The organism is Methylophaga sp. UBA2496, assembly GCF_002341635.1.
Lineage (GTDB): Bacteria > Pseudomonadota > Gammaproteobacteria > Nitrosococcales > Methylophagaceae > Methylophaga.
Window position 1 is genome coordinate 173955 of sequence record NZ_DDOK01000004.1, and the last position, 22774, is coordinate 196728.

A 22774-nucleotide genomic window follows, 5' to 3' on the forward strand; every position below is an offset into this window, starting at 1 on the left:
ATTTACAACTTCTGACTTAGGCTGACGTAAAAGCTTTCACCCTATCCCAACTGATAAAGGGAAACTTTACAAAGTGAAAAAAACACACATACAACGCCTTACAACCCTAACCATTTTAGTTGCGTTCTTGGCCACGCCAAATCTCCACGCTCAGGAACTCGATCATGCACCACTTATCACGACTCAAGATTTAAATTTTACTACCCTGCTGGAACAGACGTTGGCACATGCCCCTGAAGCTTTGGAAACCGAAGTACGGACAGAGCAGGCGCAGGCCATGGTAGATGTTGGTGAAAGCTGGATTGCTGGCCGGCCAAGCGCGCAACTAGACTATATCGACGATCAAATGCTCAGTAACCTCGGTGAACGCGAGCTCACTTATGGCATCACTTTACCCCTGTGGCGATCTGGTGAGAGGAACACCATGCAAGCCCGGGGACAACAATACAATGTCCAGGTAGCAGCGTGGCAAGAAGCTTTTACTCTGACGATGGCAGGACGACTACGCCAGGTACTGGCAGACATGCAGGATGCAGATTCTCTGTTGGCAACAGAACAACACGCTACAGCAGATGCCCGGCAATTACTGTCAATTGCTGAGTCCTTGCACTCTGCGGGCGAAACTGCACGGCGTGATGTTTTGCAGGCTCAAACATTGCTGCTGGCCCAGCAACGAAATGAACTGGCAGCAGAGGCAGCCCGTGTTGATGCTGAACGTAAATACCAGATGCTGACTGGTCTGAATATCCGACCAGAAAAGCCGCATATCGAAACCCTTCAAACGACTGAAGAGGTTAGCCCAGAACATCCTCTATTGCGACTGTTAAGAAGCGATATCGATCTGGCAGCCGCCGAAATCAACAAGACAGAATTGGAGGCACTAGGTAACCCCACTATCAGCATTGGCTCACGTCGACAAAGAGCGGGTAATCAGAACGATTATCAAGATGCCTTGGCACTCTCAGTAACCATCCCCTTTGGTGGTCGCGCTCATGTCAATGCATCCACCAGTTCGGCGCGCCGCAATAAGGTCGACGCTGATGTGCGCTACCTCAATACTTACCGTGAATTGAACCTGCAACTTCACGAAGTTGCACACGAGCTTTTCACCTTGAATGAATCTCTGCCACTCAGCAAGGAGCAGGCCCAGCTGGCACGTCAGCAGTGGGAGATGGCAAAAACCGCTTTCGTTTCCGGCGAGACCGATATAAGTCAGGTAGTCATCGCCTTGCAGCAGAAGCGCCGGAGCGCCCGTGATCTTGAAGTGATTACTCTGCGACAAACCCGCCTGATTACTGAATTTAACCAAATCGTTGGAGTCCTGCCATGAGCTTTTTTTCCCGCAAGAAATTCGTTGTGGCTGTTTTGGCAATTTTTTCCGCATCCCTCAATGCTCAGGAAATCGTGCCCATTAACAGCGAAGATGTAACCAGGATGGGGATTGTCTTTGCTCCGGCTATCCCAGTAGACACAAGCACCGGCGCACGATATGCCGCGACAGTCGTCAACTCACCAGACAGCGCCGCAAGTGTGACAACGCCCTGGGCAGGTACACTGGTTTCATGGGCTCTTATACCCGGACAGAGTGCAAGTGCGGGCACTATTCTCGCCACTTTCAGTAGCCCTTCCATCTTGCCACTGCAAAACACCTGGATCGATGCCGTCTCTGCTCTGGAAGGAGCCGACTTCGAACTGCGCAAAGACGAGTCTCTATACACTGAGGGCGTTATCTCGAAACAGCGTCTGACAAAAACCCGTCTGCTAAAACAACAGGCGGTGTTCGCTGAACGCACTGCGCGATCACATCTGGCACAAGGCGGTTTCGATACAGCAAAACTCGAGGTGCTGCGAAAGCATGGATCAGGCCTGGGAGAATTCTATTTGGTTGCGCAGGAGGATGGCGTCCTGTCACAGCGCATGTATAACATCGGCAGCTATGTAGAGGCTGGGCAAATCATCGCTAGGCTGAATGCAGGCACTCGCCGTTGGGCCAGCACTCATATTCCTGCCAAAGCAGCAGACGCATTGGAGATTGGCCATCAGCTGAGTATTGCTAACAGTGGCGAGACGTTGACCTTGCGCCAGAAGGATCTGGTCATCGACAGCAGTAATCAGACAATTAAGTTGCTGGCGGAGTTTAACGCCGATACTTCCTTCACCACGGGGCAGGTCTTATCTATTGTGCTGCCACCGGTCGGTAAGGGTGTGCTCATCCCTGACCGTGCGGTCGTGCATACTGGCGGTGAGACGATAATTTATGTGCGAACGGCCGCAGGGATTGAAGCACGTGCTCTGGAACTGCAATCTATCGGGGATGACTATCTGGCCTCCGAAGGCATTGCGGTTGGCGAGGAGATCGCCATTCAGGGCACGGCTGTTCTCAAGGGTATTCAACTCGGATTGGGTGGGACTGAGTAATGCTGTCTTCACTGATTCAATGGTCCCTCAGCCAGCGTCTGCTGGTCTTATTGCTGTCAATATTGTTGATTGGTTTTGGTGGTCGAGCACTGCTCAATATACCTATTGATGCCTTCCCCGATATTTCGCCGACACAAGTAAAGATCATCATCAAGGCGCCGGGAATGACCCCGGAAGAAGTAGAATCGCTTATTACGCAACCTGTTGAAGTGGAATTGCTGGGCATCCCGTTCCAAACCATGCTGCGCTCCATCTCCAAGTACGCACTGACCTCCATCACATTGGATTTTGAGGACGGTACCGACATCTACTGGGCTCGCCAACAGGTCACCGAACGACTCAGCAATGTCTGGGACAATCTACCCGGCGGCATCAGCGGTGGACTAGCGCCGATGAGCACACCACTGGGCGACATGTTTATGTTCACCATCGACAATCCATCCATGACCCTGGAGGAAAAGCGCTTCCTGCTGGACTGGACCATTCGTCCGGCGCTGCGTAACGTGCCTGGGGTTGCTGATGTGAACTCGCTCGGCGGCTTTGTTCGCACCTATGAAGTCAAACCTCTTCGTGAAGCCATGAGGGCAATGGGCGTTAACTTGCAGGATATCGCCGACGCACTCAGCGCCAACAACAAAAATGATGGTGCTGGACGGATTGATCAGGGAGAGGAAGTCATTCTGGTTCGCGTAGAAGGTGCGATTAACGGCTTTGAAGACATCAGCAATACCTATGTCGTAAACGCTGAGGGTGATCGCATTCCGCTAGCCGAAGTGGCACATATCACCACGGGGAGTATGGAGCGCTACGGCGCAGTTACGGCGGATGGTGGAGCAGAAGCAGTGCAGGGCCTGGTGATCGGGCTGCGTGGCGCCAATTCCCGTGAAGTTGTGCAAGGCGTTAAATCCAGGCTTCAGGCGTTGCAAGACACCTTACCAGAAGGCACACAGATCAGAGTTTTTTATGACCGTACGGTACTAATTGAAAGTGCCGTAGGTACGGTATCCTCTGCCCTTCTGGAAGCTGTGGTTTTGGTTATTATTCTGCTTGGTCTGTTCCTTGGCAATGTGCGTGCCGCACTCACTGTGGCTATCATCCTGCCCTTATCAGCCTTGTTCACATTTCTCATGATGGGAAATATGGGGATGTCGGCCAATTTGATGAGCCTGGGGGGCTTGGTTATCGCCATCGGTATGCTGGTGGATTCGTCTATCGTAATCGTCGAAAACATTGTCTCCTCACTTGCGCACCAGCGCGGCATACGACGATTGCCACATCTGCATATTATCTACCGTGCGGTGCGTGATGTGGCAGCACCTGTGACCTCCGGCATCATTATCATCGTCATCGTGTTCCTGCCGCTACTGACACTGGAAGGGCTTGAAGGCAAGCTTTTCGGCCCGGTAACGTTAACCATCGTCTTCGCACTGCTGGGATCGCTGCTGTTATCCCTGACATTGATTCCCGTCATTGCGTCATTCCTTGTCCGCTCCGATGCTCATGCCGAACCATGGCTGAGCCGGACCCTGGCAAAAACTTATGAACCTTTGCTGCGCAAGGCATTGCTGCATCCTGCCCTGGTTTTAGGAGCCGCAGGAGTATTGCTGGCTGCCAGCTTTGTGGTGTTTCCACTGGTTGGCAAGACCTTCATGCCTACTATGGATGAGGGTGACATTCTCATCCAGCTGGAAACAATTCCTTCGATCAGTCTCGAGGCAAACACTCGTATCGTGCTTCAGGTAGAACGTGCGATTCTTGATGAGGTTCCGGAAGTAGCACGCATCGTCTCACGTATCGGTTCAGATGAGATGGGCATGGATCCGATGGGACTAAACGAGACTGATATTTTCCTGCAGTTGCGTCCCGTCGAAGAATGGCGTGTCGCGACCAAGACAGAACTTGAACAGCATCTTCGCGAGGTCATGGATCGTTTCGTTGGGCTTAACTATGGATTTACACAGCCGATCGACATGCGTGTATCGGAGATGCTCACCGGCTCGCGTGGTGATGTTGCTATCAAACTGTTCGGTCCAGACCTGGACACCCTAAACTCCATCGCACAGCAGATCGCCACGCAAGTGGAAGCTATTCCCGGTGCTATTGATACCTTTGCAACACTTAATGAGGGCGCTCAATATCTGCAAGTGAGTATCGATCGCATCATGGCCGGGCGGCTGGGACTGGATGCTGATGCACTGCAGACCCGTCTGCGTGCGGAGATTGAAGGCGTCAACGTGGGCAATGTAATTGAGGGCAGCGCGCGTGTTCCCCTGATGTTGCGCTACGAAGCTATTGAAGGTGATGGCCTGACGCATCTTAGCGACAGCTTTATTGACTTGCCTGATGGTGGCAAGATTCCGCTGTCAGAGATAGCAACCGTTGCCCGTGTCGAAGGCCCAATTATTATCTCCCGTGAATCCGGCCAGCGCTTCAGCGTGATCCGCACTGACGTAGCAGAACGTGATCTGGTGGGCTTTGTAGAAGAGGCACAGAAGCTGATCGCAGATAATGTCGAGATGCCGGATGGATATCGTTTGGAATGGGGCGGTGAGTTCGAAAATCAACAGCGCGCCGCCGCACGTCTAATGCTCGTGGTGCCACTTGCACTTGCATTGATCGCACTGTTGCTATTTTTGACGTTCCATTCCATTAAACAGACGCTAATCATTCTGTCTAACATTCCTTTTGCCCTGACAGGCGGACTAATCGGTTTGTGGCTGACCGGTGAGTTTCTATCTGTGCCAGCTTCGGTGGGATTCATCGCCCTGCTGGGTATTGCAGTATTGAACGGCGTGGTAATGATGACTTACTTCAATCAGTTACGAGCCAAAGGTCTGGATATTGCCACAGTAGTAACCGAGGGAGCACTTCGTCGGCTGCGTCCAGTGATGATGACAGCCACAATCTGTGCGTTCGGACTGGTGCCACTGTTACTGGCTACCGGCCCAGGATCGGAGATTCAGCGACCACTGGCGATCGTAGTGATCAGTGGACTGATAAGCTCCACACTGCTGACACTTTTTATGCTTCCGATCATTTATAAGGCATTTCATCGTCCCCTCAACAGCTCTGGAGACAGTGTATGAACACGTCAACGCATGAACAAACCGCCGAGGAAATCTGCATACTGATGCTCAACATTGCACCGGAGCTTGAGGAAGATCTGGTTGAATACCTGCTTTCCATTGAGCAGATTGTGGGCTTTAGCTCATACACCGTGTACGGACATGGTCAGCAGCATGGGCTTAGCGTGGCAGAGCAGGTCTCGGGGAGGCGCAAGCGTTCTCAATACGAACTGATTGTTAATGTGTCGACCATACCACTGATTCTCTCCGGTCTGGCCGAGGCAGTGGGACGTGATATCGTCTATTGGCAACAGCCTGTCAGTAATTTCGGCAGAATCGAATACTGATGGTGTTTATTTAACAAATAATGGTCAGTCAGTCCCCTTGAAATTCAATATCAATTTGGGCAACTTAGAAGCATGAAACCGAGCAATGTCACTACTGTGATATTCATAAACTTCATTGATATTTAAAGATAAAGGCGCAGAAAGCGCCTTTTCAAAAGTGCAATTTTAAATTACCGAATTCATTCCTGCTTGATCAAATAAACATTTTTCAACCCTTTAGGTGACAGAGAACCATCCTCGTTAATGACCAAGACCTCTTCGTCCTCTTCACTCAACTCAATTAACACCTCGTCACCATCAACTCTATATTCATATTCCTGCATCTGACCTTTTTCACGAATCATGACTTTGCCATACGGTTCAAACGTGAAGTGATAGATGCCAAGGTCATCGGTATAAGTGCCTTCAAGCCCTGAGCCGCAGGCTGTCAGCCAGAGAGAAAACAGGCTAATAATAAGTATTTTTTTCATCTGCTTATTCCTTATAAAGTAGGTTTACTACTGCCAGCAAGTCTGGCTTCAGTCGCTTCCGTTTGCAGCTGTTCAACCCACTCCATGGATTTCAGGTTGGCTTTCACCCAGGTCGGGGCATCTATCATGGTGGCAGTGACTCTATTTGCGGGTGAATCAGGTTGCAACATGCCCATGTCATAGACCAGATATCCAGCACAATCATCAATACTGGTGAGCTTGGTATTTTGAAACCGATCCAGAAAATAACGTTTACCACTCGACAAAAAGATACCATTCATAATCTGATCAATATCCGGCATCATCACCAGATTGGTAGCGGCATAACAACTCTGTTTTCCCTCTGGAAACCACCAGACCAGTCGACTGCCGATAGTCTGGGGTTCACCATATTTCTCATTAAGGGCCGTCATGTATTGGCCTTTTGTGGTGGGATTATTACGCGTATTAATGGTCCGGATAATCGCCACGACTCTTGACTGTTCAGGCGGGGGTGAAAAAAACACATTGAAACTCTCCTGGTCCCGCCCTTTTTCTCCCATCACATCTTTTCCGGCCGTCACGCTATGCAGGAAGGACTCTGTTTTATGGACCTCTGCTCCGTCGTGGTACTGAAAATATTGATGTTGCTGCTGGATACTTTCCGGTTTTGCTCCGTGCGTTAATAGCGTCTGTTGCACTTCATCAAAACTCATCCCTAATTTAAGACCTACAATATCAAAATCGTCGGCGATTGCTGTTGTCATAAAACTAAAACAAAAAAAGCCGAACATTACTTTTTTGAGCTGTTTCATCCCACGCCCCCCATGCCATTCCTAGTGAATAAACAAATTTACTTTTAAGGTATTTATCCATAAAAGACAAGTACTTAAATCGTATTAAAATTCATGCTGACTGAAATTAAAAAACATTCCGGTAAAAAATGGTTAACTATCACTCAAAGGTGAATTAGGAAACCTCAGTCACCATTGCGTTATCAGTTTTATCGTCAAGGCTTGAATGAGGTGATGCCAATGGAAAGGGATAGCGGGTCATGAAAACAAAAAGTCGCTTTATCGAACGTTTAAGTTGGTTTCTGGATGAGAGTATCCCCCTGCCCGGTGGCTATAGAATCGGTCTGGATGGTTTTATTGGTCTGATACCGGGTATCGGCGATTTTATTGGTGGACTGTTATCCAGCGTCATTATTTACAAAGCTCACCAACTGGGTGTGCCACGAATGATATTGGGCAGAATGATTATCAATATGGTGATCGACACGGTATTGGGTGCTATTCCTGTTGCTGGTGATGTATTTGACTTTGTCTGGAAAGCCAACAAGCGTAATGTCGTCTTACTGGACGATTATCAGCAACAACCCAAACAGGTTTACCGCAAATCATTGATTCAAAACATCTTGTTTATTGGATTATTACTGGGCATTCTGGTTCTACTGATTGTATTCATCAGCTGGATCATCGGACTGCTGATATCCGCAATCAATAACTAAACCATGAACGTATTTTGTTATAAGTAGTAACTGTTTTGCCGCGACCTGATTTCATTTAATAACAACGATAAAGCGGCTTATACTCAACCAGAGAGAGAACATATCATGACAAATACCATCTATCGTTTTTTTAAGCCCTTGCTGTTTATCGTGTTAGGTATGCTGTCTCTGACAGCCATGGCCAGCGATAAAGTACTTATCGTCGTCACCAGCCATGGCTATATTGGTGAAGATGAAGCCTCCAGTAAAAAGGATACCGGTTACTTCCTGTCTGAAGTCACGCACCCGTATTACGAATTAAAAGCGGCCGGTTTTGAGATTGATATTGCCAGCCCTGAAGGGGGATTACCGCCAATGGATCCCGGTAGCTATAAATTATCGGATGATGACAACAAACGCTTTATGGAAACGCCCGAAGACTGGGGCAAAATGGAAACATCATTGCGACTGGAAGAGATCAAATCAGACGACTATGCTGCGATTGTGTTTGCCGGTGGGCACGGCACCATGTGGGACTTTCCGGACAATGCCGATATTCAACGTCTGACCAGAGAAATATATGAAAATAATGGTGTTGTGGCAGCGGTTTGTCATGGTCCGGCAGCGTTGGTGAATGTCACCTTGTCGGATGGCGAGTACCTGGTTGCCAATCGTGAGGTCAGCACCTTTACCAATATTGAAGAACGCATCGTCAGACTCTACAGTGATATGCCATTTTTACTGGAAACCCGCCTGGAACAACGCGGAGCTAATGTCAGCAAGTCATGGATTCCATTTATGGAAAAAGTCAGTGTTGATGAGCGTCTGGTAACAGGCCAAAACCCGAACTCAGCCCGTACTATGGGCAGTGAGGTTGTGCAGTTACTGCAACAACGCTAAGTTCTCAGTCAGCTTCCATTTAAAATGCCCGCCTCGCGGGCATTTTGCTATTTGCATCGAACTCTCGGGCTCACAAGGGTCTATTGAATTTTTGGGAGAAAACAGCAATGTCCCGTTTTATTTACATAGTGTTTTTCGTGGTTGCCTTTCCTGTTCTGGCTGAACAGAAAACCTACGGTCCCCAGCTGGAGGGGTTTAACTATCCTTTTCCGGTAAAAATATTTCGACTGGCCTCTCAGGGCCAGCAACATGAAATGGCTTACATGGATATTCAACCTGAAAAACCTAGTGGAAGTACCGTCGTGTTACTGCATGGTAAAAACTTCTGCGCCGCCACCTGGGAAGAGACTATTCACTTTCTGACAGACAATGGCTACCGTGTTATCGCACCGGATCAGATCGGTTTTTGTAAATCCAGCAAGCCCGAACATTATCAGTTCAGTTTTCATCAACTCTCTGCCAATACCAGCGCCTTACTTGCTCAACTGGATATTGACAACTACATCATCATGGGCCATTCGATGGGTGGCATGCTGGCAACCCGTCATGCATTACTTAATCCTGAAAAGGTTGAACAATTGGTTATGGTCAATCCTATCGGTCTGGAAGACTGGCTGGCCAAAGGTGTGCCCTACCGTGAAATTGATGACTGGTATCAAGGTGAATTAACAACCAATGCCGACGGCATTCGCCAATACCAGAAAAGTACTTATTACGCCGGAACCTGGGAACCGGGATATGATCGCTGGGTTAATATGCAGGCCGGACTATTTCAAGGCCCGGGGCAGGAAAGTGTCGCTTGGAATTCAGCGCTGACCTACGACATGGTACTGACTCAGCCGGTATTTTATGAATTCGGGAATCTGCCAGTGCCCACTCTGCTGCTGATTGGCGAAAAAGATAATACGGCGGTCGGTAAAAACCTGGCCCCGGAGGATAAGCGATCTGCACTTGGTAACTATTCTAAAATCAGCCGGGAAGTTGCAGACAGAATTCCGGATGCCACTTTAGTCACGTTTGAGGATTTAGGCCATTCACCCCAAATCCAGGATCCGGATCGATTTCATCAGGCGTTGATTGAACATTTGCAACAACCTTGAAAATTTCGATTGAGCTTGTCCGATAAAAAAAGGGCCGCTTAGCGGCCCTTTCTGTTTCACGAGTCGTGCTTATTACCACCGCATCATGCGTCTGATAATGCCGTCATTCCGGTAGGAATGGTAAATCGCCCCGCTGACATGCACCGCAATCAATGCCAGCAGAATCCATGCTGAATAGGTATGTAATTCACCCCAGAACTCATTCATATCTTCGTTGGCTTCAGCAATGCGTGGCAGCGTAAATAACCACCAAACAGTTGTATCCCACTTGGTATGTGCCGAAGAGAGATAACCACTGATACAGACAAAAAAGATAAGCCCGTAAATGGCAATGTGCGCCAGTATCGCTGACTTATGCATCCACGGTGTCATATCCTGTGCCGACGGTGGTGCAGGTGGATATTTAAATCGCATGTAAAGCATTACGATCAACAGTACTACCAGCGTCAAGCCGATGTTCTTGTGCAATTGGAACGGGAATGCCCGGAACTGCAGCTCTTCAGAGGGTAATGGCAGGCCCATCATCCACCAGCTGGAAATAAAGAGAAAAAATATTGAAACGGCCAGCAACCAGTGAAGGACAACGACCGCTCTGTTAAAACCTTGTCTTTGCATAATTATCTTCCAATTAATTATTTGTGAGAATCAGGCAACGTCGCGTTGGATGCGTGCCGCTTCGGTATGCCGACCTGCAATAGCGCCGACCAGTAACATTAAGTGCAGAAGGAACCACAGCAGGATGCTCCACAGGTACATATCCCGCAATAAAGGCCCTGTCATCACCACAGCAGCAAACTGCAGCAAATCAACTGCCGCCAGTCCGATAAACACTGCGATGGCGGCCGTCGTAGACCACGGGGTGTAATTCACTAATGCCCCACCAATGATGACTGAGGCAAACGCAAGTAATGTACCGACTAAAGCCAGTTTCATCATCGTGTCGGGAAACCAGTCGGGGGTAGACTGTGCAATACCTTGAACATAATCAACAAGAAATTCACACTGCTCTAGCGTGATACCTTCTTCATCAAGCTCACCTAAAGGACAATCGGCTTCAGGCATTACCCCCGAAACCGGCATATTTGAGGTCATAACAGATTGTTTCATTAACTCTGTACCATGCATCGCCGTCAGAAAGACGCCTAGCATGATCGCCACTACGCCAAGAATACTGGCCCAGTTAGGCGTCGAACTATTATTTAGATCGTTGGATACCATAAGCACCTGCCCTTGATTGTTATCAATTAATTATTTTCGAACAGAAAACAGCCCATCGTTTTGACGTTAGCTACTCTCTCCTGGCAAACGCTTGGCTTGATATTAATCACACTTGTTCAGTTTTTTATGATGCTGACGCCAAGCGAATAAACCTGTGACAAATCGGTTTTTTTATAAGTTCATGCCGCAGGAATTACCTCGCTAAATAAGCAAACCACCTATTAAATGTTATTTCTAACCAAGACTTAATTTCTGTCACTAAAATAAGCGTGTATCCTTTACCTACCGTTTAATTTGCTGAACATGCCAAGCCATGAACCAACGCCAGCCCCCAATCAAAAAACTGCTGCTTAATTGTGATATGGGCGAAAGTCTTGGACCGTGGTCAATGGGGATGGATGAACAGGTGATGCCCTTGGTGGACATGGCCAATATCGCCTGTGGTTTTCATGCTTCCGATCCGCTTACCATGACGCGGACGGTGCTGTTAGCAAAACAATCCCAAACTCAGATTGGCGCCCATCCAAGTTATCCGGATCTGATTGGTTTTGGCCGTCGCAGTATGCAATGCACACCTCTGGAAATTATCTCGATGGTGCAATATCAGATTGGTGCACTGGATGGTATTTGCAGGGCACATGACAGCCATGTAAGTTACGTCAAACCGCATGGTGCGCTCTACAACGATATGATGCGTGATGCCGATATTCTGCGAGCAGTATTGGAGGCGATAGCGTCCTACGATAGCAATCTGCCCTTAATGGTTCTGGCATCAACTGATAATCGCAAAACCGAATCCATTGCGGCCGAGTTTGGTATCAAATTACTATTCGAAGCCTTTGCTGATCGGGCTTATGAAAATAACGGTCTGTTACGTCCGCGAAATCAGGAAGGCGCTGTGTTTCGTTCGGAGCAGCAAATCCTTGAACAGGCGTTATTACTGGCCACCGAAGGCAGCGTCATCAGCCGCAATGGTCAGCGATTGAAGCTCGATGCCGATACGCTATGCGTCCATGGCGATAATGCCGAATCCGTTAAGGCCGTTCGACATATCCGTAATACGTTCAACAAACTATACCGCTGCTGATCATGTTTCAGATTGAACAGGCAGGCCCTGACGCAGTATTGATTCGCTTTGGTGAACAGATAAACACCGATCTGGTGCCCGTGATTCGCGCCGCGACTAAACGGCTGCATAAAGAATTACAGGAAGAAATTCGGGGCCTTGTACCGAGCTATACTACGTTAATGCTCTGTTACGACCCACGGAAAAATGACTTTCCAGGCATCCAGGATAAAATTCAGCAACACCTTTCAAACTTGAATACCAACCATGCTGAAATGGGCAAATTGATTGAAATTCCGGTTTGGTATCACCCTGATGTCGGACCTGATTTGCACCATGTGGCCGACTTTCATCAGATCAGCATTGATGAAGTCATTCAACGCCATAGTGACACCATCTATCAAATTTTTGCCATCGGTTTTGCACCGGGATTTGCTTATATGGGCAATGTCTCCAATCAACTCGCTACACCAAGACTGAAAACGCCCCGCCCCAATGTCGTTGCTGGTTCGGTAGCGATTGCCGATCAACAAACAGCGGTATACCCCATTAACACACCCGGCGGTTGGAACATTCTGGGGCGTACCACCATGAAAATGTTTGATCGGCAAAGTCCAAAATTATGCCCTGTGTTACCAGGTGATCGAGTGCAATTTATCCCGGTCAGTAAGGCTGAATTTCTGCTGGCAGGCGGTCAGCTGGAATGAAGCAGCAGGGTTTAAAAGTCCTCAAACCCGGCATCCTGACGCTGGTGCAGGACTTGGGCCGCTTTGCCTATCAACATATTGGCCTCTCCCCCGGCGGTGCAGCTGATGAACATGCGTTTTTATGGGCCAATCGCTTATTGGATAACCGGCCCAATCACCCAGCGCTGGAAATTTGCTTTGGTGGCTTGCAACTTGAAGCATTAACCAATACCAATATCGCCATCACCGGCGCTGATATGCAGGCCAGCATTAATGGCGAGCCTTTGGAAAACTGGCAAACACACCCAATAAGCACCGGCGATATACTCAGCTTTGCTCATGCCAAATCAGGTATCCGCAGCTATCTGGCGATACAGGATGGTTTTCAGTTTGAGCCATGCTTCGGGTCTGTTGCCACGGTGATGCGCGAAAAAATGGGTGGCATTGATGGCGATGGTAATCCCTTAAAAGCAGATGACTTTTTACCGTGCAGTCAAAACCGACCCAGATTAAAAACCCATGTTCCGCCGTTATTTATCCCGGATTATCAACAACCTTTAATTCTCAGTGTGATTCCCACCGACCAAACCGATCACTTTGATATAGCAGAACAGGAAAAGCTCTATCACTGGACCTATCGCATTTCGATGCACAGTAATAACATGGGGATCCGGCTTGAAGGCGAACCGATTATTCCCAATGTACAAGGTATTATTTCCGAAGGCATTGCCTATGGCACTATTCAGCTGCCCCCGGATGGTCAGCCAATTATCCTGCTCAAAGATCGCCAGACCATGGGCGGCTATCCCAAACTGGGTACCTTGTTTGTGCTCGATGCTTTTTTACTGGCGCAACAGCAAGCCAATACCGAAGTGAGATTTACACAGATTTCGCTGGAAGAAGCTCAGGAAAAACTACGTTATTTCTATCGTTTTTTTGGTGTGTAAATTTTAAGTCGATAAAAATTCATAACGTTTCTTAATCCAAATCTTCCTGACTGAAACGCTCTCTTGATCGACCTTTACAAGGACTTTAACCACGCTTGCGTTTCTCCATTATCCTATCGACGAACGGTGTCAGAATGATTTCCATCGCCAGGCCCATCTTGACGCCTGGCACCACAATATTGTTGGGACGCGACATGAATGAGTCTTTCAACATTGACAGGTAATAAGGAAAATCCGCTACTTCTGGGTTTTTGAAACGGATGACACAGAGACTTTCATCCGCCGTCGGGATTTCACGCATCACAAACGGGTTAGAAGTATCGATGAGTGGCACCCGCTGGAAATTGATATGGGTACGGGAAAATTGTGGTGTTATATGGTGAATATAATCCGGCATCCGTTTGAGGATGACGTCCACCACGGCATCCTGGGAATAGCCACGATTGGCGCAGTCACGTTTGATTTTCTGAATCCATTCGATATTGATAACCGGGACCACACCAATCAACAGATCGGCATACTGGGCAATATTGACTTCATCGGTGACCACCCCACCATGCAACCCCTCATAAAACAGTAAATCACTGTCATTATCGATTTCTTGCCACCTGGTAAATGTGCCTGGTGGTTGGTTATATCTGGTGGCTTCACACTGATCATGAATGTAGTGACGCTTTTCGCCACGCCCCGTTTCAGAGTAAGTTTGGAACAGTTTTTCCAATCTATCCAGGCAGTTTGCCTCCGGCCCAAAGTGGGTCAGCGAGCGACCTTCTGCTTCAGCATTGATGACTTCAGCGCGCATTTCTTCACGGGTGTATTTGTGAAAGCTATCGCCCTCAATAACGACGGGTTTGATATTTGCCCGGCGAAAAATATCTTCAAAAGCATGTTTTACGGTTGAAGTACCGGCTCCTGAAGAGCCGGTAACGGCAATAATCGGGTGGGAAATAGACATTTAAGCCTTCTCCTTGATGGTGAACATTGGGAGGCGGATTTGACTTTGTTACGAGTACAATTTCCGGGCTAGGTAGCCAGTCCACGAGAAGGAATCGACCAGGATGTCATTAGTAATGATATCACGCTGAAGTTGGGGTTTACCCTTTACATTGGTTGAGTTCGAGGCGCCCAACATGCCAGTAATGGCGCCTCGATCAACCGTAAAAGAAATGTTTTTACATGCTGTTGCCAGATCTAGTAATGCCAAAATATTCATCCTTTCGATTTGCAATTCCATCGGCGGAAAAGCGTGTCACTGATGACCCGTTATTTATGGTTTTTTAATCTAGACCAGCAACGCAATAAATAAAAGACATAAATATTTATGGACGGCATAAACAAAATTTATGGTTCAAGTCGTAACGACTTTTTCATGGCAACACAGGATAGCGTGATCGGCTCCCCTGAACTCGACACCTTGTTTGTGCTGGATACCTTTTATTGGCTCTGCTAATACTCCCAGCTGCGATAAAGTTCGTTCGCTTCCTTCATATCCTCGTAAAGCCAGACCATTCGATCCAGGAACCAGCTTTTACCAAGATAGGCCAAAGACACACCCAGAATCGCGCCCCAGACAGAAAAATAGACAGTAGCCCAGACCGCTAACAGCAAGCCTCTGAAGGAAATACCATTAAGAAAACCATGTAATGGAATGGTATGCCGATCCGGTATTGGAACCGTATCCCGGTTTAAATAAACGCGCTCGCCCAGAACGGCTTTTGATGCCCAGTTTTTGGTAGATTTCGGTTTTTTGAACAAGATAGGATTGAAAAATAACCACAACAAAGATGCCAGACTTGGCACTAGGGCTTGTTTATCTTTCAGAGCCACCACTGCTGGAGGCTATTTTTTCGTCCAACAAGGCGGAAATGATGCGATGTAGTTGTTCTACATAAGTCATTTCCAACGCCGAGGGGCGGAAAAATAGTCCCAGCCCTGCGGGTTGTGGCTGAAAATGCACCACTTATGTCCACGGATGGACTGTATGCCGGCGCGCCAGGGAGGCGCGCGCCGGCCTGTGTTGCTTGTCGTTTATTTAGAACGACTAAATCACACTCCTCGCGCCTTGATTGGTGCATTTTAAGTCACAACAGAGGCGGCTCTGAAAGATCAACAAGCCCTAGACACCACCAGCCAATCCACTCCCTGCTCCAGAACGCAATGACGATAAAAGGAAGCACAGAATATCTTGTCCAGACACTCACGGGATTGGCGTGTCGCATCCAGTTTTCATCATCAAGCTTAAAAATCCCGGCAATTTTCCGTTCCAATGTCATGTCGTATTACCTCTGGGTAAGTAAAAGTTTTTTTAAGATTTAGCTTTGCCTTGAAAGATGAATAAACGTCCGCTTGAGAGTGCGAAGTATGATGTTCGGTTTCAAAAATCAAACAGGTAAACCACAAGCAATTTAATGGTAGCCGTCATCGTAATGTCATAACAAATCTGCATCATGATTTCCCATTTGTATGTGGTGGTATGATGCTTAAAACGGTTCGTAGCAGGATTCTGTTCTTTTCCTCTTTCTCTGTCTTTGCGCTCTCGGCGCTGGCATTTTTGTCCTGGTCAATCATTGGAAAGGCGCAAAATTCCGCTGAACAACTTATCCAAAACAGCCTGACTGAATCCTGGTTATTGACTGATTTGGAACAGGATCTCCGTCACTTGCAAGATCTCTCATTTAAAACCAAGGCTCAGTTACTGCTATGGAGTGAAATTAACCAGCAATTTGAAGTGCTTTCACAATCAATTCCTGCCAAATTGCATGCGATTGAGCAAAATCCACAACTACGTAACTGGTACAACGAAAGCACCGATCTTCGCGAACCGCTGGCGGCTTATCTTGACGAACTGGGCGCAGGAATCGCCGAGCAGAGCTATTATCAGGCGGGGAAAACCGTGGATTTCTCCCTCTTTCCGGTGCTGTCCCCCCTGCTGGAAAAAATAAATATCCGCAAGGAAACCAGTCGCAACCATATCTCCCAGGACTCAGATGAACTGCTAAATTATCTTGGCCGGCAACAGGTTTCATTGATCAGCGGCTTCATATTTTTTCTGACCGTAATTGTGTTGATGACCTTCTGGTTAAGAAAAACCGTTATTTTCCGGCTGCAACGCATCGAGCAGGATATTCAGGCAATGGATAAAAATTCGGATCTGGCCACCCCACCGACTCTGGCTGGTTCCGACGAAGTAGCTGGTGTGGCGACCGCTTTGATTCGACTGGTAGGCCGATTTGAGGGATTTATTGGCGATATCAGAAATGCCTCGAAAATCGTGAATGAGCGTTCCGATCACCTTGATAGCCAGGCAAGAGAACTGGAGTCCGCATCCCGAACGACACATGATCATATTCAGGAAGTCACCCTGTCGATGCAGGCAATGGCCGAACAGGCTTTTACAATTGAAACATCAACGCATGACTCAACTGAGACCCTTCGATCTGCCGTAACAGCGAATGCTGTTATTCAATCAGGCCTCAAAAAAAGCGAAATGGCGGCAGATAATACCGTTGAAGTGATTGCAAGAGTGACGAGCTCAATACAAGAACTAACAGAATCAACCTCAAAAATTGAAAAAGTCATTAGCGTCATCGCCGAAATAGCTGAACAAACCAATCTGCTGGCGCTTAATGCAGCCATTGAAGCCGCCAGAGCTGGCGAACATGGTCGAGGATTTGCCGTTGTTGCCGACGAAGTGCGAACCCTTTCGCAACGCACCACCGACTCTACGGGACAAATTCGGCAATGGGTACATGATCTGATTCAGGTTGTGGAAGCCGTTGATGACCAAATCACAGAAATGAAACATGCCGGGGATGGCAATCGCCACACTTTAAACGAACTTAAAGAACAGCTTGCCACCATGAATCACTGGTTTGCCGATTTAGAGCAACGGACAACAACCATTAACCAAGCCCTTTCAATGCAACGAGAAGAGATTGACCGGGTCGGTTTGCGATTCGCAACACTTGATAATCATGCATCAACCGTCAGTGAAACCATCGCTGGCAGCAGAGCCATCAGTATCGCATTGAAAACCGAAGCGAATTCGATGAACAACCTCACCGCACGCTTTCGGACTTCTTTTGATAGTTAAAAAACAGGCCGGGCAACGAGATTAATTATTGAGAGGCTGTGTAAAAATCTAACACGTTTCGATTCTTACACGGCCTCAAATTTACCTGTGGCGCAATTCTTATTTAACAACCACGGAACAGCCAGGCATGAATGAGCTTGGTATAGCGTGGCATCACCACATAGACCATCAGCAATACGGCAATGCCGGTGATGATAAGGGTATCCAGATAATGGTTGTCAGGCAGCCCCAGCTGGTGAAGTGGCAGTAGCAGAAACGGCAATATCAATACCAGCGGATAGATAGCCGACCAGGTGACCAAAGCCTGTTTCCAGCGAATGGGCACTTTGGTATTCGCCTGCTCCGGGGTAAACCAGAAATCCAGCCCGCTATTGATATAAAAATCATCACCTTTGACCAGCAATGGTGACACTTTCGCTATCAACTCACTGCGTTTGGCCGACTCCATCCAGCCACGCAAATGTGACTGCGTATCAAAGCGGATAATGATCGTGTAGGTTTCGGTCAACCCCGCAATGGGACGGATAACGTTCAAATCCAGATGCCCCGGGGCACTTTTAGATTGCGGGGCAATTTCATTTAGCCAGGCTTCATACTCGGCGTGTTTGTCCTTATCAACCTGATGGGTAATCACCGCCGTCGCGCCCTCGGTTATCGGATCCACACGCTTTTGTTGCATAACTCACTTCCTAAAAATTAAAAAAACTGGACAAACGCTTTAGCCATAAAATATCAAGGCCTGCGTTTTTTATAAAATTCTATCGTAGATATCAAAATGATTTAGGGCCAGTGCAAACATATTGAGTGTTTAAACTGACCCTAAATATTAAGCTGATGCCGGAACCAAACCCTAAGTCATAATCGACCTGCTGTTAGTTCGGTCCTTCGTCGATTGTTACCCCAACAGGCGTGCCCGACCAGCCCACAGTCCAAAAAGACCGAAAGCGAAAAGCGGCAATGCCGCTGGTAATGGCACCGGATTCAACTGACTTGCGAGTTCCGCGGTGGTGAAAGTGCCATCATTACCAAACGTCCAGGAAGAGAAGTTGATGAATTTTCCTGAGAACAGTTCATCACCCGAAACGCCAAAGGACATATATATCAGCGCGTCAGTCATATCAAATGACAAAATATTGGATAGTGAAAAGTCGTTAAAGAAAACGCTGTTATTACCCAGCCCCCCATCAAAGAAGCCGGTGCTGAGCATGCCCGAGGTCAGCCCATCTACGATAAGCGAGTCATCGCCACTGCCAAAAATAACATTACCAATAATCTCGCTGTTGCCTGTCAGTAACAGGCTGCTGTTACCCTGATTAGGTGCAAACTCGATGGCATTCCCTCCCCGGCCCACTAAAGTGCCGCTGTTCTCAATGGTGATCTCAGAAGTGCTGGCTTCATCTGCACCAATGGCCCGGACGCCTTCGATATAACCTTCGTTGATAATGGTCAGTGGACCTGCATCGCGAACCTCACCCTGTGTAGGCTCGAACAGTGCGTCAACATCAATGCCGCTACCGCCATTCAATGGATCACTTGCAGACCCAGTAGAGACAATCACACCAGTGGCATGGTTATGCACTCTGCCCTCATCAATGTCGATCCCGTCATCGGTACCCAGAATCACACCATAGTTATCTGCCGTTCCGCTGGCGAATTGCACGCCGTCTTCATCGTCAGTGGCACCGGTATTGGTCCAGGTCTTTGTGTCCGCATCCCAAGACAACCCGTTCAGGGCGACAGTGCCGCGATTTTCAAGCGTGAAATCCTCACGTGCTTCAATCACTTCCTCACCACCACGAAGCGTACCGTGGTTAATCACGGTACCACCCGGTCCACGACTCTGGATGGCGCGCCCATCAGTACTTTGGATCAGGCCGTAGTTGGTGATATGAGCATTTTCCAGTTCAGCGTCATTGTCTAACCTGACAGCCTGATTTTCTGCAAAGATTTTCCCGCTTTCCCGGTTAATCAATGTGAAATTATCCGCATCATCCTGAAGACGAATACCGCGGTCACCACCGCGAATGGTGCCGGAATTATCGATGGTCAGATTCGCGCCCTTGCCTCGAATCGCATCATCATTGCCGCTTTCAATCAGGCCCTGATTGTTGACCGATTGATTCGAGCCCTCCAATTGAACCGGACGCCCGCTCGCACGGATAATCTCTGCATCGCTCTCGATGCTTACTGACAGATTATTTCGGTTGTCATTGATATTGCCACTGTCTGTGGCGGTACAGAGCAGCGTCGGTGAATCAGCAGTGCCGCCCGGAATACAGGTTGCTGCCATCACAGGCACGTTGGCCAAAGCCAGTGCTGAAGCGAAAATTAATTTGTGTGTATGTCTCACGTTACCTCCAAGTCTGAACATTGATATCAGAAATGAAGGTAGTGGTTTTTTATGACAACTCTATTAATTTTGAAATTAATGTGAACTAGAACTCACCACAAAGACTGGAAAAGTGGTAGCCCTCTGCATTGATTTAGACCGTCTTATTTATTCCGTACATTCCGCACTAAAAACGAATTGCCAGGGCCACGTTTTAATTCAAATAAATCAATGGCTTTAAACAGGCTGCTAAGATTTTTAAAGCCATAATTTCGGGTATCAAACGAAGTCTTATTCGAGATATTTGAACCAACAGGACCCAGTGCCGCCCAGCCGTCTTCGTCTTCGGTTGCCTCAATGGCCTGCCGCAGCAAATGTATCAATTTGGTATCGGATTTTATGTTCTTGGGTTTAACCGCTGTTTTGGTGATTTCCTTAGCTTGATCCAGGAAAAGAAACTTAGAGCACGCATTCACAAATGCTGACGGTGTTTTCCGCTCGCCAAAGCCCAATACAACCTTTCCTTCAGCTAAGGCTCTGGTCACCATCGGCGTAAAATCACAATCCGATGACACAAAACACATCACGTCAATTTGCTTGGTATACATCACATCCATCGCATCAATCACCAATGCGATATCTGACGCATTCTTCCCCTTAGTTAAATCATATTGCTGGATGGGTTGAATGGCATATTCATGCAACAGATCTTCCCAAGCCTTTAGCGTCGGCGACTTCCAATTACCATAGGCTTTACGAATAGTCACCACACCATAGTTTGCTACTTCACTCAGAACATCTTCAAACTTACTCGCGGGCGCGTTATCCGCATCAATAAATAATGCAATTTTCTGTTTTAGTTCATCCATGTTGCACCTCAAGCCAATATAAATTCGTTAATGATTAGCGATGTATTGATACTCGTTTTTTATGACGACTTTATCACTGATAGCCGGATAAATTTCATTTAGCTCTGACATTCAAGATCGCCAAGCGATTTATCCAAAGCAGTTGTATCCGTCATTGCCTCCTGCTCTGCCTGATCCAGTATGACGGGGCCGCTACCTGATGCGGCCAGTGTGTCATCAGGGTTATAGAGTGGGCAATTAGTCATGCTAAGACAGCCGCAACCAATACAACCAGCCAAGTTATTACGCAATGTTTGCAGATACGCAATTCGGCCATCCAGCATGCGTTGCCAGTTTTTTGAAAGCTGTTGCCAGTCCTCAACCGTTGGTGTGCGTTTATTCGGTAATGACAAGAATGCCTGTCTAATATCTTCCAGGCTAACACCGACTTTCTGTGCAGCTTTTATCACCGAGATTCGCCTTAGCACTTCGGGTTTATAGCGACGCTGATTGCCATCATTACGCCAGCTTTGGATGAGGCCTTGTTGCTCATAAAAATGCAAGGTACTGATTTTTACTCCGCAGCGTTTTGCTACCGCCCCGACACTCCAGTTTGCCTCTGACATCTTTTGCTCCTGAATTTTTTCGCTTAATTTGAAAAAAAAGCTTTACCTCAACCTTTGTTGAGGTTTTAACCTGTCGACTCGATTATTGCAAGGAGATGTTTTATGTACTTGGAGCATGTAAATCTGGTGGTCACTGATATTAATGCCATGTTGAAGTTTTACCGCGCGGCATTTCCCCACTGGTATGTACGTGATGAAGGCTTTAGTGATTGGTATGGCAAGCCACGCAAATGGCTGCACTTTGGTGACGATGAACACTATATTGCCTTCTGCGATAACGGCGAAGGTGCCAACCGTGATCTGACAGGCCATAGCGTGGGACTGGCACATTTTGCTTATGTCACCAATGATCTTGCTGCCGTGATAGACCGATTAACTAACGCTGGCTATGCCATTTCTAATCCAGGCGTCACCGAACCATTTCGTAAGAATGTCTACTTTATCGACCCCGCAGGCTTTGAAGTGGAATTCGTTGAGTATCAATGGAGTTTGTTATGTATCTAAGTGATATCCAAGTCGAGCAAAATTTAAACCGTGAAGCCCAACAACAACAGGAGGTGGTGTGATGAAAATCGTCATAGTATTTCATTCAGCTACTGGCACAACTAAGCAACTTGCCCAGGCCGTGGCTGCAGGTGCGTCAACACTGTCAGATGTAGAAGTTATTCAGGCAGAGATTGTTGGTACAGACATTGTTGAAGGACGTTATCGCAACAGCCATCTACTCCAGCAATTAGACACCGCAGATGCAATAGTTTTTGGCTCACCAACGTATATGGGCTGCGTATCCTCGCAATTTAAGGCCTTCACAGATGCAACTGGTGATCTGTGGGCCGAGAAACGTTGGGCTGACAAGCTCGCTGCTGGCTTTACCATTGGGGCAAGTTTGAGTGGAGATCAACTGAGTACAATTCAGTACCTGCAAGTATTTGCGAGTCAGCATGGCATGCTATGGGTAAGCTTGGATATTCCTGGTAACTTCGATGCAGAACAACGTAATCGCCTAGGTGCTCAATCGGGCTTAATTGCTCACTCTATGGATAGTAACGTCCACCAAACAGATTTGATCACAGCGCACTATCTTGGTCAAAGGGTCGCCAGCCTTGCGAAACGATTTACAGCAAAACGATAGCAGGCGTTTACGTCTTGGGTTTTTAATGCCTTTTGGCTAATGCACTTCAAATTCGGAGATC

Annotated in this window: 24 protein-coding genes; 13 read left to right on the forward strand and 11 right to left on the reverse strand. The window is 47.6% G+C overall.

Translation table 11 applies throughout. The features are described 5' to 3' along the window. Nucleotides 1-73: 73 nt before the first annotated feature. The 4 genes from B2W60_RS03990 to B2W60_RS04005 are packed head-to-tail and all read left to right on the forward strand — an operon-like array spanning nucleotide 74 to nucleotide 5830. Complete coding sequence (locus B2W60_RS03990; RefSeq protein WP_292362510.1) at nucleotides 74-1330, forward strand: TolC family protein; 1257 nt, start codon at nucleotides 74-76, stop codon at nucleotides 1328-1330. Further along, nucleotides 1327-2418 carry an efflux RND transporter periplasmic adaptor subunit gene (locus B2W60_RS03995; RefSeq protein ID WP_292362509.1) on the forward strand — a complete coding sequence of 364 codons (1092 nt, stop codon included), beginning with the start codon at nucleotides 1327-1329 and terminating at the stop codon, nucleotides 2416-2418. The genes B2W60_RS03990 and B2W60_RS03995 overlap by 4 nt, the downstream gene beginning before the upstream one ends. Next, complete coding sequence (locus B2W60_RS04000; RefSeq protein WP_292362508.1) at nucleotides 2418-5504, forward strand: efflux RND transporter permease subunit; 3087 nt, start codon at nucleotides 2418-2420, stop codon at nucleotides 5502-5504. The genes B2W60_RS03995 and B2W60_RS04000 overlap by 1 nt, the downstream gene beginning before the upstream one ends. Next, complete coding sequence (locus tag B2W60_RS04005) at nucleotides 5501-5830, forward strand: DUF3240 family protein (RefSeq protein WP_292362507.1); 330 nt, start codon at nucleotides 5501-5503, stop codon at nucleotides 5828-5830. Before B2W60_RS04000 ends, B2W60_RS04005 begins: the two co-directional genes overlap by 4 nt. A gap of 179 nt (nucleotides 5831-6009) precedes the next feature. Here B2W60_RS04005 and B2W60_RS04010 read toward each other — a convergent pair whose 3' ends face one another. Both B2W60_RS04010 and B2W60_RS04015 read right to left on the reverse strand, forming a co-directional pair. Then, a complete protein-coding gene (locus B2W60_RS04010; protein ID WP_292362506.1) occupies nucleotides 6010-6300 on the reverse strand; it encodes a hypothetical protein in 291 nt (96 codons plus the stop codon). 11 nt (nucleotides 6301-6311) lie between these two features. Next, entirely contained in the window at nucleotides 6312-7094 is a 783-nt protein-coding gene (locus tag B2W60_RS04015) for a hypothetical protein (protein ID WP_136552857.1), read from the reverse strand. Between the two features lie 239 nt (nucleotides 7095-7333). Between B2W60_RS04015 and B2W60_RS04020 the strand changes: the two genes are divergently transcribed. From B2W60_RS04020 to B2W60_RS04030, 3 genes are all read left to right on the forward strand, one after another. Further along, nucleotides 7334-7789 carry a DUF4112 domain-containing protein gene (locus tag B2W60_RS04020; RefSeq protein ID WP_136552855.1) on the forward strand — a complete coding sequence of 152 codons (456 nt, stop codon included), beginning with the start codon at nucleotides 7334-7336 and terminating at the stop codon, nucleotides 7787-7789. Between the two features lie 105 nt (nucleotides 7790-7894). Further along, nucleotides 7895-8668: a type 1 glutamine amidotransferase domain-containing protein gene (locus B2W60_RS04025; RefSeq protein ID WP_292362505.1), complete on the forward strand. Its 774-nt coding sequence runs from the start codon at nucleotides 7895-7897 to the stop codon at nucleotides 8666-8668. A gap of 107 nt (nucleotides 8669-8775) precedes the next feature. Beyond that, nucleotides 8776-9768, forward strand: a complete 993-nt coding sequence (locus tag B2W60_RS04030; RefSeq protein WP_292362504.1) for an alpha/beta fold hydrolase — start codon at nucleotides 8776-8778, stop codon at nucleotides 9766-9768. Between the two features lie 72 nt (nucleotides 9769-9840). Here the strand turns inward: B2W60_RS04030 and B2W60_RS04035 are convergent, their stop codons facing one another. Both B2W60_RS04035 and B2W60_RS04040 read right to left on the reverse strand, forming a co-directional pair. After that, nucleotides 9841-10383 (reverse strand): cytochrome b, encoded by a 543-nt coding sequence (locus tag B2W60_RS04035; RefSeq protein WP_136552849.1) that lies wholly within the window; start codon nucleotides 10381-10383, stop codon nucleotides 9841-9843. Between the two features lie 30 nt (nucleotides 10384-10413). Continuing rightward, on the reverse strand, nucleotides 10414-10986 hold the full coding sequence (locus B2W60_RS04040) for a hypothetical protein (RefSeq protein ID WP_292362503.1): 573 nt from the start codon (nucleotides 10984-10986) through the stop codon (nucleotides 10414-10416). 313 nt (nucleotides 10987-11299) lie between these two features. Here B2W60_RS04040 and B2W60_RS04045 point away from each other — a divergent pair, with 313 nt between their 5' ends. From B2W60_RS04045 to B2W60_RS04055, 3 genes are read left to right on the forward strand one after another with little or no spacing between them, the layout of a single operon-like run. Next, complete coding sequence (locus B2W60_RS04045; RefSeq protein ID WP_136552845.1) at nucleotides 11300-12073, forward strand: 5-oxoprolinase subunit PxpA; 774 nt, start codon at nucleotides 11300-11302, stop codon at nucleotides 12071-12073. A 2-nt stretch (nucleotides 12074-12075) separates the two neighbouring features. Further along, a complete protein-coding gene (gene pxpB, locus B2W60_RS04050; protein WP_292362502.1) occupies nucleotides 12076-12759 on the forward strand; it encodes a 5-oxoprolinase subunit PxpB in 684 nt (227 codons plus the stop codon). After that, nucleotides 12756-13685 (forward strand): biotin-dependent carboxyltransferase family protein, encoded by a 930-nt coding sequence (locus B2W60_RS04055; RefSeq protein WP_136552841.1) that lies wholly within the window; start codon nucleotides 12756-12758, stop codon nucleotides 13683-13685. Before pxpB ends, B2W60_RS04055 begins: the two co-directional genes overlap by 4 nt. Before the next feature lie 85 nt (nucleotides 13686-13770). On the opposite strand, the gene B2W60_RS04060 is transcribed toward B2W60_RS04055, so the two are convergent. The 3 genes from B2W60_RS04060 to B2W60_RS14315 form a co-directional block, all read right to left on the reverse strand. Continuing rightward, complete coding sequence (locus B2W60_RS04060; RefSeq protein ID WP_292362501.1) at nucleotides 13771-14640, reverse strand: phosphoribulokinase; 870 nt, start codon at nucleotides 14638-14640, stop codon at nucleotides 13771-13773. 491 nt (nucleotides 14641-15131) lie between these two features. Beyond that, nucleotides 15132-15512 (reverse strand): DUF6653 family protein, encoded by a 381-nt coding sequence (locus tag B2W60_RS04065; protein ID WP_292362500.1) that lies wholly within the window; start codon nucleotides 15510-15512, stop codon nucleotides 15132-15134. 254 nt (nucleotides 15513-15766) lie between these two features. Continuing rightward, nucleotides 15767-15958 carry a DUF6653 family protein gene (locus B2W60_RS14315; RefSeq protein WP_363105316.1) on the reverse strand — a complete coding sequence of 64 codons (192 nt, stop codon included), beginning with the start codon at nucleotides 15956-15958 and terminating at the stop codon, nucleotides 15767-15769. A 200-nt stretch (nucleotides 15959-16158) separates the two neighbouring features. On the opposite strand from B2W60_RS14315, the gene B2W60_RS04070 reads away from it, so the two are divergent. Further along, nucleotides 16159-17778, forward strand: coding sequence for a methyl-accepting chemotaxis protein (locus B2W60_RS04070; protein ID WP_292362499.1), 1620 nt, complete (start codon nucleotides 16159-16161; stop codon nucleotides 17776-17778). 103 nt (nucleotides 17779-17881) lie between these two features. Here B2W60_RS04070 and B2W60_RS04075 read toward each other — a convergent pair whose 3' ends face one another. The 4 genes from B2W60_RS04075 to soxR form a co-directional block, all read right to left on the reverse strand. Continuing rightward, complete coding sequence (locus B2W60_RS04075; protein WP_292362498.1) at nucleotides 17882-18457, reverse strand: antibiotic biosynthesis monooxygenase; 576 nt, start codon at nucleotides 18455-18457, stop codon at nucleotides 17882-17884. 216 nt (nucleotides 18458-18673) lie between these two features. Next, entirely contained in the window at nucleotides 18674-20128 is a 1455-nt protein-coding gene (locus tag B2W60_RS04080; protein ID WP_292362497.1) for a hypothetical protein, read from the reverse strand. Nucleotides 20129-20271: 143 nt separating this feature from the next. After that, the gene (locus B2W60_RS04085; protein WP_292362496.1) at nucleotides 20272-20976 is read right to left on the reverse strand and encodes an NYN domain-containing protein; all 705 of its coding nucleotides are present in this window, start codon (nucleotides 20974-20976) and stop codon (nucleotides 20272-20274) included. A 98-nt stretch (nucleotides 20977-21074) separates the two neighbouring features. Next, nucleotides 21075-21581, reverse strand: coding sequence for a redox-sensitive transcriptional activator SoxR (gene soxR / locus B2W60_RS04090; protein WP_292362495.1), 507 nt, complete (start codon nucleotides 21579-21581; stop codon nucleotides 21075-21077). Nucleotides 21582-21683: 102 nt separating this feature from the next. On the opposite strand from soxR, the gene B2W60_RS04095 reads away from it, so the two are divergent. Together B2W60_RS04095 and B2W60_RS04100 are read left to right on the forward strand one after the other, a co-directional pair. Then, nucleotides 21684-22085 carry a VOC family protein gene (locus B2W60_RS04095; protein WP_292362494.1) on the forward strand — a complete coding sequence of 134 codons (402 nt, stop codon included), beginning with the start codon at nucleotides 21684-21686 and terminating at the stop codon, nucleotides 22083-22085. Nucleotides 22086-22146: 61 nt separating this feature from the next. Next, nucleotides 22147-22713, forward strand: coding sequence for a flavodoxin family protein (locus B2W60_RS04100; protein ID WP_292362493.1), 567 nt, complete (start codon nucleotides 22147-22149; stop codon nucleotides 22711-22713). Nucleotides 22714-22774 lie beyond the last annotated feature (61 nt).

What these genes read in the sequence shown, in the direction of transcription:
- B2W60_RS03995 (WP_292362509.1), top strand. Translation starts at nt 1,327, where the DNA reads ATGAGCTTTTTTTCCCGCAAGAAATTCGTTGTGGCTGTTTTGGCAATT.
- B2W60_RS04055 (WP_136552841.1), top strand. Translation starts at nt 12,756, where the DNA reads ATGAAGCAGCAGGGTTTAAAAGTCCTCAAACCCGGCATCCTGACGCTG.
- B2W60_RS04060 (WP_292362501.1), bottom strand. Translation starts at nt 14,640, where the DNA reads ATGTCTATTTCCCACCCGATTATTGCCGTTACCGGCTCTTCAGGAGCC.
- B2W60_RS14315 (WP_363105316.1), bottom strand. Translation starts at nt 15,958, where the DNA reads ATGACATTGGAACGGAAAATTGCCGGGATTTTTAAGCTTGATGATGAA.
- B2W60_RS04015 (WP_136552857.1), bottom strand. Translation starts at nt 7,094, where the DNA reads ATGAAACAGCTCAAAAAAGTAATGTTCGGCTTTTTTTGTTTTAGTTTT.
- B2W60_RS04000 (WP_292362508.1), top strand. Translation starts at nt 2,418, where the DNA reads ATGCTGTCTTCACTGATTCAATGGTCCCTCAGCCAGCGTCTGCTGGTC.
- B2W60_RS04095 (WP_292362494.1), top strand. Translation starts at nt 21,684, where the DNA reads ATGTACTTGGAGCATGTAAATCTGGTGGTCACTGATATTAATGCCATG.
- B2W60_RS04010 (WP_292362506.1), bottom strand. Translation starts at nt 6,300, where the DNA reads ATGAAAAAAATACTTATTATTAGCCTGTTTTCTCTCTGGCTGACAGCC.
- B2W60_RS04030 (WP_292362504.1), top strand. Translation starts at nt 8,776, where the DNA reads ATGTCCCGTTTTATTTACATAGTGTTTTTCGTGGTTGCCTTTCCTGTT.
- B2W60_RS04085 (WP_292362496.1), bottom strand. Translation starts at nt 20,976, where the DNA reads ATGGATGAACTAAAACAGAAAATTGCATTATTTATTGATGCGGATAAC.
- pxpB (WP_292362502.1), top strand. Translation starts at nt 12,076, where the DNA reads ATGTTTCAGATTGAACAGGCAGGCCCTGACGCAGTATTGATTCGCTTT.
- B2W60_RS04045 (WP_136552845.1), top strand. Translation starts at nt 11,300, where the DNA reads ATGAACCAACGCCAGCCCCCAATCAAAAAACTGCTGCTTAATTGTGAT.
- B2W60_RS04040 (WP_292362503.1), bottom strand. Translation starts at nt 10,986, where the DNA reads ATGGTATCCAACGATCTAAATAATAGTTCGACGCCTAACTGGGCCAGT.
- soxR (WP_292362495.1), bottom strand. Translation starts at nt 21,581, where the DNA reads ATGTCAGAGGCAAACTGGAGTGTCGGGGCGGTAGCAAAACGCTGCGGA.
- B2W60_RS04020 (WP_136552855.1), top strand. Translation starts at nt 7,334, where the DNA reads ATGAAAACAAAAAGTCGCTTTATCGAACGTTTAAGTTGGTTTCTGGAT.
- B2W60_RS04025 (WP_292362505.1), top strand. Translation starts at nt 7,895, where the DNA reads ATGACAAATACCATCTATCGTTTTTTTAAGCCCTTGCTGTTTATCGTG.
- B2W60_RS04005 (WP_292362507.1), top strand. Translation starts at nt 5,501, where the DNA reads ATGAACACGTCAACGCATGAACAAACCGCCGAGGAAATCTGCATACTG.
- B2W60_RS04035 (WP_136552849.1), bottom strand. Translation starts at nt 10,383, where the DNA reads ATGCAAAGACAAGGTTTTAACAGAGCGGTCGTTGTCCTTCACTGGTTG.
- B2W60_RS04100 (WP_292362493.1), top strand. Translation starts at nt 22,147, where the DNA reads ATGAAAATCGTCATAGTATTTCATTCAGCTACTGGCACAACTAAGCAA.
- B2W60_RS04075 (WP_292362498.1), bottom strand. Translation starts at nt 18,457, where the DNA reads ATGCAACAAAAGCGTGTGGATCCGATAACCGAGGGCGCGACGGCGGTG.
- B2W60_RS04070 (WP_292362499.1), top strand. Translation starts at nt 16,159, where the DNA reads ATGATGCTTAAAACGGTTCGTAGCAGGATTCTGTTCTTTTCCTCTTTC.